The following is a 15,185-nucleotide window of genomic DNA, read 5'->3' on the forward strand; positions in this document are numbered from 1 at the left end:
CGAAGAAACAAAAAACCAGCAGCGATGAGTCACGAAGGGCCTGATTCGAAACAACAAGCCGCTTCGTTTCTCTTGCGATTTTAAATACTTCCGTTAGCAGATTCTCCACATCAGTTCTTCACACTAAAATCATCAAACGAGGCAATCTGCTTATAGGTATTGACCCCGACCTGACCGGACGCGTGATTCGAGTCCGTGGCGCTGACTACCAGAACATCATTAAGGTAGCCAAGTAAGCTGCTGCCCGATACTACAAACTTGAGACTGTAGAAAGTGTCCGCGTTCATAGTTACTGACGAACTTGCTAGATCGGTCTTCCCACCACCCAAATTCCTTTGAATCGCCAGCGTTCCCGCGGCAGGTTTATAATACAGCAAATAGTAATTACTATTGTTGGAATACCGAGCTAAGAGACCCGTTTGCGATGTACCCCAGCTGCTTGCCTTCACGTCTGCTTCAACCGCATAGTCTGTCCAAGAACTCTGCCCCGCAAAGCTCCTACACGTCCCCGTTGCGTTATCGCTCTGAAACACTGTGTTCCCGCTATCGTCAATGTGACTGAACCCGTTTATGGTATCGGTCCATGGCGATGGGTCTGGTTGCGTTTCGAAATCGTCCGAAAACTGGGTTTGGTTCGGTGCCTTCTCGATGAAGACGAGATATTGCACGCCCGCAGTACTGTTGCCTTCCATCAAACCTCCCAAGACCATCAGAGTGTCCCCGGACAAGTAGTCCTTCGTCCAGATATCCATAGTTTCCGTGGTGACGCCATCCCTGTGGCGAAGCGTCGAGGACACGTTGGTTCTCTTTACAAATCCGTATTCAGATAGCCAATCAGGCTCCAATCCTGCGGGAAGCAAAGCATGCACGATGGCGTCCTGCTCGAGCTCTATGGTGCTCAAGTTTAGATCGGAACGGTTTCTATCTTCGAAAGAACTTGTGAAGAGGTAAAGATCCCCTCCGTAGCCAATGTTATCCACGTCATCGATAGACCACGCTGCGTCTGGATACACTTGCAAATGATCAACTGCTTTTCGAATCGTGTAGGCGATGTCGACATCGCTCTTCCTTCTGTATTGAGTTACGTCAAACGGCAGCTTGTAGCGCACCGCCACACCTTCGCAATTCATACCGGTGTAGTAACGCTCCCCTAGCGAGTCGTTGAACTTTTTAATGAAAAGAGTCGAAGCATAAGGGATATCCTTACTGAAGTCGCTCCAGGTGGTTCCGCCGTCAGTAGATCTCAACACGCCAAAGGTGGTTGCGGCCAATACTTCCTGTTCGCTACCGTAATCAGCGTATATATCAAAGTACCGATAGCCTTCATTCGGCGTGGGTTCGCCTTCCGATGGATCCGTCGTGTGAACGAGCATCCATGTTGATCCTCCATCCGTACTCTTATAAATTCCATGATCACCTCCCTTGTCGTTGGACGCGGCAAAGATCACCGTAGAGCCGTTGTTGTCGACCGTAGCTAAGGCCTCGATTTTATCCGTACTCATTACCCTCGACCACGTGCCGGTCCCAGCATGCTTGAACACGCCTCCTTGGGAATTGCTAGCATCTGCGATATACAGTGTAGATGAAGAGTTCGGATCGATTCTAATCTTCCTTATGTACATCCCACCCGGCAAACCGGAATTCATAGTCGTCCAAGAGGCGCCCGAGTTGACGCTCTTGTAGACGCCTCGGTGCTCGGCAATGGTCTCTAGATCCACTCCGCTAAGCGTTTGCCACCCACTCGAATCTCTAGCTCTAGCTTCTCCATTTGTGAACGCCAACTGCGCGAATACGGTCGAACCGCTGTAGAAATTGACCTGCTTCCATGTAGTCGTATCATTGAAGAATACATCGAATGTGATATCGACTTCTTCTCCGCTTTGGGACGAAACCAAGGAGTACTCTGCCTTGGCAGTATCACCTGCAGTTTGGCTCTGCACCTTGAGCACGCGATCGCCTTTATTGGGAAAAAGAGCTGTATCCACGAATCCATTACCTGTTTCAGTGAACGTCCAATCAGGGATACTCTGGCCCGAGCTATAATCGTTAAAACTTTGGGAGTAGACGCTCGTCCCTCCATTGTTGATTTTGAGTGCATCGATGCGAAATTCTCCAGCCTGATTACCTATTGAGTAAATGAACTTGTCCAAACCTCCAGAGATCGGACTTTTGAAGCTCAATCCAGTCGCCGGACTTACGAGCTTCCCATAGACATATACGTAATAAAGCTCATTCACCGTATCTAAGCGCACGCGAATGTTGTAGAAAGGCGTGCTGCCCACAGTCGCATAAAGTGTTCGGCTCGTCAGTGCGTCGGCAGCACTCAGTGGCGTGGGATCCAGTACCAGATCAAAAATATTCGCCTCCGGTACGCCACTCATCAAGGGATCATTTTTTTCATCAAGTCGATCATCCCCTGCAATATCGTTCTTGAAAAAATGCGGTTTCGTACGGTCCGTGAATTTCGCAAACTGGTTGGAGGGAAAGCCAGCCCACGCGTAAACTATGTTGGAATTGTCGGGATCCGAAACGATACCAATCCCCTTACCCTGCTTGCCGTTGTCCGGATCGCCCATGCTCTTCCAACTATTTCCATAATCGACACTTTTCCAGAAGCCGCGATCTGCTTCCGCGTGATACATGATACTGGGGTCGTTGGCGTCTACATGGATGTCATTGCCTTGAGCGCCTTCCATTCCCCAACCTCGGTGGATTCCAAAACGTGTGTAGGACGACGACGAGGTAACCATGGGAATGAAATTCGCCCCCGAATCCACGCTCTTAAAGATGCCGGCTCCGTCTCCGGTAATGATCAAATGATCGTTGGAAGAGGTGGTCGCCTGCACCATGAGGCTTTGTGGAATGAAGAAATCCAAGAAATTCCGGCTGTAGTTGTTCAGCCCCGTCCAATTCGAACCGCCATTCGTGGTTCGGTACACAGCACTGCTACTGCTACTAAATCCGACTTTGTACGCCGTATATACTCGATTTGCATTAAGCTGGCTGATCGCAACGTCATAGAAAACTCCCGTTTGACTGAACAAGCCAGTCGGCGGGTTATTGATGGACATTTTCGTCCAGTTTGAACCACCGTCCGTTGTCTTGTAGATGCCCCCTACATTGCCGGGGTTGTTTTGCACATACAAGGCTTGGTCCGTCAGGTAGGACCTCATGTCCGCGTAAGGCATCATGGAGGCGTACATGGTATTCGGAGTGGTTTCGCTCACCGCTACGCTGAACACGCAATCGTGCGGAAGTTCGTTTCCGGAGGATCCGTGAATCTTGGTCCAGGTCGATCCTCCATTGGTTGTCTTGAACAAGCCGACATCGGAAGCTGCAAAAACGATATCTTCGTCGGTCGGATGCACTGCGATTGTATTGATACTGGCGTAAGACTGCGATCCTGGAATTGGAAGCGGCGTCCTCACCTGCCAGGTCAAGCCTGCATCCGTACTCCTGAGAAACTCCGGCTGAGTCGGAGGCCCACCAAACTTGCCCTTAAAGTAGAAGGTCTTGTTACCGCTCGCAGCGTATACAACGTTGGAGTCGGAAGGGGCAAACTCGATGCTGGTAAAGAGGATTTCATTATCGTTCGAATGATATACTGACTCCAAACTATAGGTCCCTATCGAATCTATCGAATCGTAACTCGTCCTCAAAATGTGCCCATTCAAAGTACCGACGAGCACGTCCCTCTTATCGCTGGTGCCAGGGATAAATTTGACCTCGTATCCATTTTTCCTGGAGTTTTCACCTCCCCAGCCTGTGAGCTGCTCTCCGCCTATCGGCATAAAGCTGTCTCCCTCGTCAGCACTCACCCAAACACCTCCCGTATCCAGACCAAGGGCCACTTCATATTCCGTAGCAGAGGCTCCCTCATTAATGTCAATCGCGCCAACGAAACCGTTGCCTCCCATTCCACCAGCGTTGTACCAACCCGTCTTATCAGTACTTCCACAAAGCGAAGTACCAGCCGTAAAAGTTATAATTATCCCCCCAAAAGCAACGCTTCGAAGCTGGCTTCCTAGTTGAGCAAAGGCATCCAAATGATTCCTCAAAAAAGTACTACATACTTCAGGAAATCGAAAAGGCCAAACATACAGAGACCACAAAGACTTCATACGATTCATATAATGGGGGGGGGTGTAGATTACATTCTGACGCGACCTTCCGGCATTCAGAATAATTTAAACGAGACTAAAAACGAGTGCTGTGCCTTGATTGGGGTAGGTCACTTCATTGCTATACGCTTCATTTTAGGATACCATCTAGATAACATAAACAGGTCAACCTCACTGAAGTCGAACCCGTTCGAGGCGACTTAAAATTGAGAAATGGTGCGAAGCATCTAGATAACCACTCTTATTTTTGCCCTAAGGTTTCATAAATGCTCAGTCGACAGCGAGGTAGTTTCGTAGGAATTGCTCAACTGCGGAGTTGGCACTGAAGTCATTCTACCTCCCATTGCCATCCCGCAGCCATTCCGCAAGCTCATGACCTTCGACAAGCTGCCGACTCCGCCGTCCGTGGGCAAGACGCGGCGGAGCATCACGACGATGCCCCCTGCTCTCGCGTGAGCTTGCGAGTCTCGATTTACCGAACAACGTGACAAAGCCATCGCACAATCCAGCAGCAAGGATTTTCTCGTTCTGGAAAGGCTTTTGGGTTCGCGTTTACTTTATCTCGGTACGTTTTTACGAAACCTGGGAGTCTACCGACCAACCGTAGGATTCGAGATGCTTCCGGTTTAGCGAGTCGAACATCAATATAATAGTTTTCACCCTGGATATCTTGTAACAGCAATATTGAGAAAACGCTCTGATCCCGATCTACCCGCTCACGCATAAGACAGACCGGATTCTGAACGACAGAAAAAATCATTAGATGCTTTATATAAATCTGAAACCAGTACTGAAGAGTCGCGAAGGACCTGATTCGCAGCATCAAGCAACGTCGCTTCTCTTTGGGTATCAGATTTTCTCGACATCAGTTCTTCACGCTGAAGTCATCAAACGAAGCGATCTGCTTGTAGGTATTCACTCCGGCTCGACCGGAGCTGTGGCTTGAGTCAGTGGCGCTGACTACCATTATATCGTTAAGGTAGCCAAGCAAGTTGTTGCCCGATACTACAAACTTGAGATTGTAGAAATCGCCCGGGTTAAGCGTCGCTGGCTCACTCGCTAAATTGGTTTTTGTACCGCCCACATTCTTCTGAATGGTCAGCGTTCCCGCAGAGGGCTTATAAAACAACAAATAATAATTGCTGTTGTCGGAATATCTCGCAATGAGGCCCGCTTGCGAGCCGCCCCAGCTGCTTGCCTTCATCTTTGCTTCAACTGCATAGTCCGTCCAAGAGCTCTGTCCGGCGTAACTTCTGCAGGTGCCCGTTGCGTTGTCGCTCTGGAACACGGTGTTGCCGCTATCGTTGATGTGGCTAAACCCATTTATGGTATCGGTCCAAGGAGAAGGGTTTGGCTGCGTTTCGAAGTCATCCGCAAACAGGGTATTGTTGGATGCCTTTTCGATGAAGACGATGTACTGCATGCCCGAGGTAGGGTTGCCTTCCTTTAGGCCTCCCAAGACCATCAGAACATCCTCAGACAAGTAGTCCTTTGTCCAGATATCCATGATTTCCGTGGTGACGTCATCCCTATTGCGGAGGCTTGAGGACACGCCGCTTCTCTTCACGAATCCGTATTCGGACAGCCAATCAGGCTTCAATCCTGTGGGGAGCAAAGCATGCACGATGGCGTCCTGCTCGAGTTCTATGGTGCTCAAGGTAAGATCGGAACGATTTCTGTCTTCGAAAGAACTTGTGAAGAGATATAAATCCCCTCCGTAGCCAATATTGTCTACGTCGTCTATAGACCACGCCGCGTCTGGATACACTTGTATATGATCTACTGCTTTTCGGACCGTGTAGGCTATATCTTCACTGCCCTTCCTTCTGTATTGAGTTACGTCAAACGGAAGCTTGTAGCGCACCGCGACGCCTTCGCAATTTAATCCGGCGTAGTAACGCTCCCCGAGTGAGTCGTTGAATTTCTTTATGAAAAGCGTCGAAGCATAAGGGATATCTTTATTGAAGTCGTTCCAAGTGGTTCCGCCATCGGTAGATCTCAAAACGCCAAAGGTGGTTGCGGCCAATACTTCCTGCTCGCTACCACTGTAGTCAGCGTATAAATCGAAGTATCGGTAGCCGTCATTAGGCACGGGTTCACCATCTGATGCGTCGGTCGTGTGAACGCACGTCCACGTTGAGCCGCCGTTCGTACTCCTGTATATTCCATGGTCGCCTGATTTGTCGTTGGACGCGGCAAAGACCACCGTAGAACCGCTGTTATCGACCGTGGCTAGAGCCTCTATTTTGTCGATGCTCATTACCCTAGACCACGAGCCGGTCCCAGTATGCTTGAATACGCCTCCTTGGGAATTGCTTGCATCTGCAATGTAGAGTGTGGACAGATTGTTGGGGTCTATACGAATCTTGCGAATGTACATTCCACCCGGCAAACCGGAGTTCATGGTCGTCCAGGATGCGCCTGAATTGACGCTCTTGTAGACCCCTCGGTGCTCCGTGATGGACTCTATATCCACTCCACTAAGTGTCTGCCAGGCAACCGAGTCTCTCGCTCGAAGTTCTCCATTAGTGAAGGCCAGCTTAGCGAATACCGTCGATCCACTGCGCAAGCTTACTTCCTTCCAATTTGTCGTGTCATTGAAAAACACGTCGAAGAAAACATCAATCTCCTCCCCTGTCTGGGCCGAACTCAATGCGCATTCCGCTTCGGCGGTGTCACCATCAACCTGACTCTCGATCTTGAGGACGCGATCGCTCTTGTTCGGAAAAATCGTTGTATCCACGACTCCGTTACCTTTTGTAGTGAAGGTCCAATCCGGCACGCTCTGTCCCGAGCTGTAGTCATTAAAACCTTCGGAATAGACTTCTGTGTCTGCATTGACGACTTTGACCGAATCGATGCGGAATTCCCCTGCCTTCTGACCCATTTCGAATATCATCTTGTCCAAACCTCCAGAGATAGAGTTTCTAAAACTCAACCCACTCGCCGGACTGACAAGCGTGCCGTAGACGTATACATAATAGAGCTCGTTGACAGTATCTACGCGCACACGAACTTTATAAAAAGGCGTGCTGCCCACCGCAGCGTAAAGCGTCCGGCTCGTCAACGCGTTGGCAGCGCTCAGCGGCGTGGGATCCAACATCAAATCAAAAATGTTCGCTTCCGGGACGCCATTTAACAAGGGGTCGTTGTTTTCATCGAGGCGATCATCACCAGCAGTGTCATTCTTGAAAAAATGCGGTTTTGTCCGATCCGTGAACTTTTGGAACTGGTTATGAGGGAAAGCAGACCAAGCGTAAACGATATCGGAATTGTCGGGATCCGAAATGATGCCAATACCCTTACCTTGCTTGCTGTTGTTTGGATCGCCCATCATCAGCCAACTATTTCCATAATCTTCGCTTTTCCAGAAGCCGCGGTCGGCTTCAGCGTAATACATGACGCTCGGATCATTCGCATCAACGTGCATATCGTTGCCCTGAGGCGCTTCCATACCCCAACCTCGGTGAATCCCAAAGCGCTCGTAGGACGTTGATGAGGTAACCATGGGGAGGAAACTCGCCCCCGAATCGGTGCTCTTGTAAATGCCTGCTCCGGCTCCCGTCACTACCAAATGATCGCTAGAAGTGGAAATAGCTTGTACTGCAAGGCTTTGCGGAATGAAGAAATCTAGAAAGTTCCCGCTATAGCTGTTCAAGCCTGTCCAATTCGTACCGCCATTTGTGGTGCGAAACACACGGCTGTCACTACTGCTGGTCCCGACCCTGTAGGCGGCGTAGACCCGATTCGCGTTCAGCTGGCTGACTGCGACGTCATAGAACATTCCCGTTTCGCCGAACAAGCCATCCGGCGGATTGTTGATGGACATTTTTGTCCAGTTGGTGCCACCGTCAGTTGTTTTATATATCCCCCCTACATTGCCGGGATTCTGGAACACATACAAAGCCTGATCCACGAGGTACGTCCTCATGTCTGCATAGGGCATCATCGATGCGTACATGGTATTGGGAGAGGTCTCACTCACCGCTACACCAAAAACGCAATCGTGCGGAAGCACATTTCCAGAGGATCCGTGAATCTTAGTCCAAGTCGAGCCGCCGTTGGTTGTTTTGAATAGGCCCACATCAGACGCAGCAAATACGATATCTTCGTCAGTCGGATGCACCGCGATTGTATTGATGCTGGCAAAAGACTGGGATCCTGGAATCGGGAGCGGCGTCCTCACTTGCCAGGTCAAACCGGCATCCGTACTCCTGAGAAACTCTGGCTGGGTCGGAGGCCCACCAAATTTGCCTTTGAAGTAGAATGTCTTGTTGCCGCTCGCGGCATAGACAACATTGGAATTGGAAGGAGCGAACTCGATACTGGTAAAGAGAATCTCGTTATCATTGGAATGATATACCGATTGCAAACTGTAGATCCCTGACGGATCGTAACTCGTCCTGAAAATGTTCCCATCCAAAGTACCGACGAGCACGTCCCTCTTATCGCTGGTGCCAGGGATAAACTTAACCTCGTAACCGTTTTTTCGAGAATTGTCACCCCCCCAGCCCGTGAGCTGCTCTCCGCCTATCGGCATAAAGCTGTCTCCCTCGTCAGCGCTCACCCAAACACCTCCCGTGTCGAGCCCAAGCGCTACATCATATTCCGTAGCAGAGGATCCCTCATTGATGTCAATCGCGCCAACGAAACCGTTGCCTCCCATTCCACCAGCGTTGTACCAACCCGTCTTGTCAGTACTTCCACTAAGCGAAGTACCAGCCGCAAAAGTTATGATTATCCCCCTAAGAGCAGCGCTTCGACGCTGGCTTCCTAGTTGAGCAACGGCATCCCAATAATTCCTCAAAAGAGAACTACATACTTCAGGGAATCGAAAAGGCAAAACATACAGAGACCACAAAGACTTCATACGATTCATATAACGGGGGGTATAGGTTAAATTCTGACGCAATTTTCCGACATTCAGAATACATTAAACGAAAATAAAAACGTGAGCTGTGCCTTGATTGGGGTAGGACACCAAATTGCTATACGCTTCATTGTAGAATGTCGTCTAAAATTCATAAATAGGTCAACCTCGCTGAAGTCGAACCCGTTCGAGACGATTAAAAATCGAGAAACAGTGCGAAGCATCTAGAAAGCCACTCTTCTTTTTACACTAAAGAGGCCGGACTCTAGGTCCGGCCTCAGGTTTAATTTATTTGCTACCGCTATATAACAAAAATAAAAACGCTAGAACTTGAAGGTATTCGTCAAATACCAGCTCTGGAGCGCTGGAAGACGAAGCTGCGCTACATTTCCAAACGCATCGATCGTCACAGGCACTGGAGCATCGTCAGCAAGGACATTACGAATGTTCAGCTGAACTTTCCAATCTACCTTCCCATCGAAAACTTTACGTTTGTAGCCGACCCAAGCATCAAAGTTCTCTTCTTTCGGACCGTAATACGAATTCGATACATCTACGATTCTCTGACCGTCCTCATTGAATGCCCAAGGGTTGCCAATAGCTGCTTCATCTTGCCAGCGAACAGCTCCACCAACATTGAATCCCTTGAGAGCAGAGTCCTTTTTGAAGGTATAGTTCGTTACTAGATTGAAACGCCACTCACGCTGCTCGGTAACAACGCCACCATCCTGATCGACGATCGCCTGGAGCGGAACGCGAAGGTTTCTATCATAATGGCCTCCAATCGTATTATCTGGATAGGCAGCCGCGAAGGCATCGATGTCCAAAAACTCGCCGGGCTCCCAAGCAAGCTCCTCAAGGACACTGTCGCCCACCAAGAACTGAGGATAGTCGAACACGTTCTGCCAATCCGGCAATCGGAGAGCTACATAATCTCGAAGCCCCTTCATGCTCTCGGTACGTACAGTTTCCTGCCTGGAAGCATTGAAGGCAATTCGCCAATTCGGCAACGGATTATACATAAGCTCAATTTCCATACCCTCAGCATCTGTACTCGTAGTATCTGTAATATTTCCGAGATTATCCCATATATATATCGAACCGCTTTCATCCAAACGAAGATTGATCTCTTCTGCGACAGCAGCTGGGACAGTACCAAACGAATCAAAGACAGGGTCATTGACATCCAAGTAACCAGCATCAACGCCAATCTGGAATCTTTCACGGAATCGAGCATCCGTCTGCAAAATCGCCTGCCCTAATAGATTGCCACCAGTGAAAGACTGATCCTTCAAACTTGTCTCAAAGAAGTTCACTTTGAGCGCTAGCTTATCCTCAAAGGTATTGATTCTAAAACCAATCTCCTCGGTTGAACCAGTAGGAGGAGCGAGAGGTCTCGCCAAGGCGTCTAGCCTTCCAGTCGCGGCGGGATCGAAGTTCTCCGACTCACTCATGAACACACTGAAGTTGGTTCCAAGCGGAAGCTTCCATTTGCTGGGAGACTTTGCGACAATGCTCCAGCTGAAGTAGTCATCGGAACCTGCAATCTCATCGTACGTAGCGTCCTGAAGATTTGGCACACCGCTCGTTCCCTCTACGCTACCGTAACGTGCAGTTGTATTCGTCACATCATCACTGCGATACCCTAAAGTAGTGATGACATGATTCTCGAGTAGTTTACTCTGAAGAATAAAAGCCGTCGTTTCGATTTCAGTTCCACTGTCGCTTGCGGATGCAAGATGAGTCGTGGACGTGTGAGGAATGTCCCTGAAATCCTGACTAGCCTTGTCCCATACGCGCAAGGTGCTTACTTGACCGTCAGCAAAGAAATCACGAGCAGAGAAACCGATCGGAGATATGCTAATCTGATCCAAGGAAGTAACAGTCGGACCAAGGTACACTGCCGCACCTACATCACGGTGCGGGTGCCCAAAGGGCATGTTAGGATTCAGTCCATTGTTTGCATTCCGCTCAATCCCTTCGCCTTCCCATGTTTCATCATAGCCCAAACGTGAAAAGTCCGACTCTGCACGACTGGCATAAAACGACAGAGTGTGATTTCCAAGAACGCTGCCGAGCCAATTCTCCATACCAGCATCCCGAACGAAATCGAACCTAGCGAAAGCGTTTAGTTGCACAGCGTTTCGCTCCCTTTCTTGGTCAATCACACCACTCATGGTCTGAGTCAAGGCAATCGCCGGCCTCAAAGCATTCGCATTTGGAGATCCATCGAAGTTATCCCTAGTCACGTCCAGCCGAACAACATAATCGCGGGAACCGGTCGGGCCCTTTTGAATCTCCCTCTCTTGATGCTGCCAGTCAAAGGCAACCTCAGCACCAAATCGTCCGTCTTCCGAGACAAACTCAAAAGCGCCGTTAAACGCCTCAAAATCCTCATTCTGGAATGCAAAATCTCCCGCCAGGAAATTGTTCTTCCAATCAAAAATCGAATAGTCCGCGAAACTCTGTGGCTGTAGACCAATTCCAGTAGCCATCTCGTAGTCAGTACGAGAAAAACGGTTAGTACGGCCTTTACGGTCTATTCCTGCTGCGTTGCCATTCTGAATAGCGTTAGGACTCAATGCCCAACGAGTAGAATACTGCCCCGGAGAATCCCCAGCAAGAGACCCATCAGCATTCAAATTCAGACCGTACTGAACGAAAATCCGCGGGCCCGCGCCAGCTACTTGAGCAGTCTTTCCTCCAAAATCTATTTCTGGAATTGCATCAATATCAATCCGAGGATCGTCAGGTAAAATATTGATTCCATAGGTTTCGAGTCCTACCTCATTTAGGTAATACGAAATACCGTCAATTGGGCCAAACGGATTGGCACGATTCGCTCGAATCTCACCCACCTCACCATTAACGCGAAAAGTCAGATTATCAGTAACGTTCCACGTAGTTGTAGCAAAGATACGGCGATCATCTTCGAATGCTGGATCCTGCCTGTACTTGAAGTTGTCATTTAGCAACGCGACACGAACCGCCAACTTGTTCTCAATGAGCTGCATATTGCCATCAAGCGTAGCTCGAACACTTCCATTGCCGTCAAACCTCAAGGATATTTCGTTTTTGTCCTCAAAGATAGCTTGCTTGGTACTTGAATTAATAATTCCCGCAGGACTCCCTTGCCCAAACAAAATGGAGTTGGCACCTCTGACAATTTCTATCCTATCAACATTATATTGATCCACAGGTATATTGCTCTGAAATAAGTTGCGCGTCTGGTCAGCTGCAGCAAGGCCGCGAACACGCTGAGCACCCTGGGGATTCGTAATAGCATTTGCTCCACTTTGAAATCCCCTAGCAGCTCCATCACTATCCTCGAACCCGGAACTGAAGTTTCCTCCAACTCCGGCAGTCTCAGTGTTTCCAGTATAAATCAATAGCTCTTCCAGGTTGGTAGAACCAGTGTCCTCAAGAAACTCTCCTGTTATTGAAGTGATGGCTGCACCAACATCCGAAAGATTGGTTTTAAGGCGAGTGCCAGCGAGAGTCACATTCGCTACATAGCCTTGATCTTCCTCCGCACTAACTATAAACGGAGACAGTTCAAACACTTCGTCATCTGCAGAATCATCCTGACCATTCAAGACGGCCGGTCCTCCAACCACCGCCACCGCAGACAAAATCGGGAATAATCCACTTCGTCTCGTGCTCAAAAAGCGTTCCACCTGATTAACAGAAGGCTCTTTTTTTATATTATTGTTCATAGGTATTTGATACAGTTATCCAATCAGGCCCTCACAACATACCAACAACCCATTAAGAGAGACAGAAGGTAAAAACCATATTCCTTAAATCGTTGCGACAGTCCCAGAGAGAACCTTTTATTGAGGTTTTTACGATCCTCACCAAAGCCAATATAAAAAAGGCAAAGACTGGTTGCTGGGGAGGAAAGTGAGGTATTTTCGAAACGAATATAACAAACGCCATCCCCAGACATAAGTCAATCGGCCCGACATCGAACCCGTTCGAACGCTTAACAAACCCTCAACAAAATACAACGTGGCAAACCCCAAATAAGGACACTAGAAACCGGATAAACAATTCTAAACCTGAAGTATTCCTGCTTGCTGCAAAAACTAATCACTGCAACCGAAGAGTGTCTGGTGGTCGAGGACGCGGAAGCAGGTGTTGCGGCTGCGATAGCGGAGAGCATGAAAGGTCTCGCTGTTGGTAATGCACAGCTTGATGGACGTGCTCACCTTTGTGCATCAAGTCTTGAAGACATATAGTCGAAACTCTATTGGCATTATGTCAAGAGATCGTCTAATAGATCGCTAAAGCTATATTTTATCAGGTTTTCACGCACTTTGTTAGGGCTTTTTCCAAAAAGCTTCCCACTATGGAGTGCCGATGGGAAAGGATTCATATCTAAGCAAAATGACCGACACAGAGTGGATCTGTAGTTGAACCCTTGATACCAGGGCCTTAAAAGCTCTCGGTGGTTACTTTTTAATAGTAGAAATATGAAATATCTGTCGCTTGTCCTTTTATCGCTAATTTCCTTCGTCTGTGTGCACGCGTCCCAGACTAGGCCAAACGTGGTCATTATATTTCTCGACGATGCTGGCTGGTCGGATTTTCATCCATTTGGGGATCCTGAGTATGAGACGCCACACGTGCAGCGTCTGGCTGAGGAAGGTTGTCGATACAATAGTTTCTTCGTACCGCAGGCGGTTTGCTCGGCTTCTCGTTCGGCATTGTTGAGCGGAGCCTATCCAGGGCGTACGAAAGTATTCGGCGCCCACGGTCCTTTGGGGCGCGGTTTAGAGCCAAAGTTTGCGATTCTGAGCGAAGTGCTGAAGGGAGCGGGCTACAAGACGGCCCTATTCGGCAAGTGGCATATAGGAGATCAGCCAGATACGCGCCCGCATGCCCGCGGATTCGATGAAACGGCTGGACTGATGTATTCGAATGATATGTGGGAGCATCACCCAACCGATCCCGAGACCTGGGGTAAGCATCCGCTACAGTATTGGGAAAATGGAGACATCGTCGTTGATAGGGTGACGCCAGAGTTCCAAAGATCGCTGACTACCAGAGCCACCGAGCGAGCGGTAGACTTTATTGAGCGGCACAAGGACAAACCGTTTTTCCTCTACGTTCCCCACTCTATGCCGCACGTCCCTCTCTACGTTAGCGACAAGTTCGAGGAAAAGTCGGGTGTCGGCCTTTACGGCGACGTGATTATGGAGCTCGATTGGTCGGTGGGAGAGATCGACAAGGCACTGGAGAGGAGTGGCGTTAAGGAGAATACTATCGTGATTTTCAGCTCAGATAATGGGCCTTGGACAGGCTACGGCAACCACGCGGGCGTGACGCCCTTCCGTGAAGCAAAGACGACGGGATTCAACGGAGGTACCCAGTCTCCGTGCATTATTCGCTACCCGGGTAAGATAGAAGCAGGAAGCTCCTCGGACAGGACATTCTGTTCAGTGGACTTACTGCCGACGATTTGTCGCCTGACGGGAGCGTCCCTGCCTGAGAACGAAATCGACGGAAAAGACGTCTGGCCTTTGCTGGTTGGCGAGAAGGGCGTCAAGAATCCGCACAAGTACTACCCCTTCTCTACCGTCAAAGAGTTCCAGGGGGTGATAAGCGGAAATGGTCGCTGGAAGCTGCATCTGCCTCACGGGTATCGAATCGTGAAGACTCCCGGGATGGACGGCGTGGAGGGAGAGTACGGGCGGCACAAGATCGAGCTTTCTCTTTTCGACCTGAAAAAGGATCCGGGGGAAACGACGAACGTGATCGCGGACTTCCCAGAAGTCGCGGAAAGACTGCAGAAGCTGGCCGCTAAGCATCGGGCAAGATTCTACGAATAGAGGTGTGTAATATCTCCAAGTTTTACAATCCGGCGATCGCCGGATTGTTGATTTGCATGGGCTCCCTAGGCCTTGCCGAAGGCGACGTGAGCAGCGATAGGCCTTTGGGTTCGAGGTAGAGAAATCGCATTTTGGCTAGTGTCTGGAATCTTTCTCAATAAGGCAGCTGCACCTTCAAGTAGCTTACGTAGTATGGTACCATCGGATTCAATCTACTTCACCTTCTTGCAGAGACTGCAGTCGATCACTGTGCCCGTTTCCGATTACTAATACTTGTGATTACGGCCCCTTTTGACCAAGGGAGACCTTGGCTTGTCCTAGCGGCAGGAGCAACGGGTTGTTCGCCGAAATCAACCCCGG

At 49.3% G+C, this 15,185-nt stretch carries 5 protein-coding genes; 1 reads left to right on the forward strand and 4 read right to left on the reverse strand.

Features of this window, described 5'->3' with window-relative positions; genetic code table 11:
• Positions 1 to 110 precede the first annotated feature (110 nt).
• The 4 genes from JIN87_RS10190 to JIN87_RS28565 all read right to left on the reverse strand — a co-directional run bounded on the left by JIN87_RS10190 (position 111) and on the right by JIN87_RS28565 (position 13,202).
• On the reverse strand, positions 111 to 3,917 hold the full coding sequence (locus JIN87_RS10190) for a WD40/YVTN/BNR-like repeat-containing protein (RefSeq protein ID WP_200355455.1): 3,807 nt from the start codon (positions 3,915 to 3,917) through the stop codon (positions 111 to 113).
• 1,069 nt (positions 3,918 to 4,986) lie between these two features.
• On the reverse strand, positions 4,987 to 9,000 hold the full coding sequence (locus JIN87_RS10195; protein WP_200355456.1) for a WD40/YVTN/BNR-like repeat-containing protein: 4,014 nt from the start codon (positions 8,998 to 9,000) through the stop codon (positions 4,987 to 4,989).
• Between the two features lie 314 nt (positions 9,001 to 9,314).
• A complete protein-coding gene (locus JIN87_RS10200) occupies positions 9,315 to 12,707 on the reverse strand; it encodes a TonB-dependent receptor plug domain-containing protein (RefSeq protein ID WP_200355457.1) in 3,393 nt (1,130 codons plus the stop codon).
• 372 nt (positions 12,708 to 13,079) lie between these two features.
• On the reverse strand, positions 13,080 to 13,202 hold the full coding sequence (locus tag JIN87_RS28565; protein WP_267909374.1) for a hypothetical protein: 123 nt from the start codon (positions 13,200 to 13,202) through the stop codon (positions 13,080 to 13,082).
• 339 nt (positions 13,203 to 13,541) lie between these two features.
• On the opposite strand from JIN87_RS28565, the gene JIN87_RS10205 reads away from it, so the two are divergent.
• Positions 13,542 to 14,825, forward strand: a complete 1,284-nt coding sequence (locus JIN87_RS10205) for a sulfatase family protein (RefSeq protein ID WP_200355458.1) — start codon at positions 13,542 to 13,544, stop codon at positions 14,823 to 14,825.
• Positions 14,826 to 15,185 lie beyond the last annotated feature (360 nt).

It is taken from the genome of Pelagicoccus mobilis (genome assembly GCF_016595505.1).
Classification (GTDB): domain Bacteria; phylum Verrucomicrobiota; class Verrucomicrobiia; order Opitutales; family Opitutaceae; genus Pelagicoccus; species Pelagicoccus mobilis.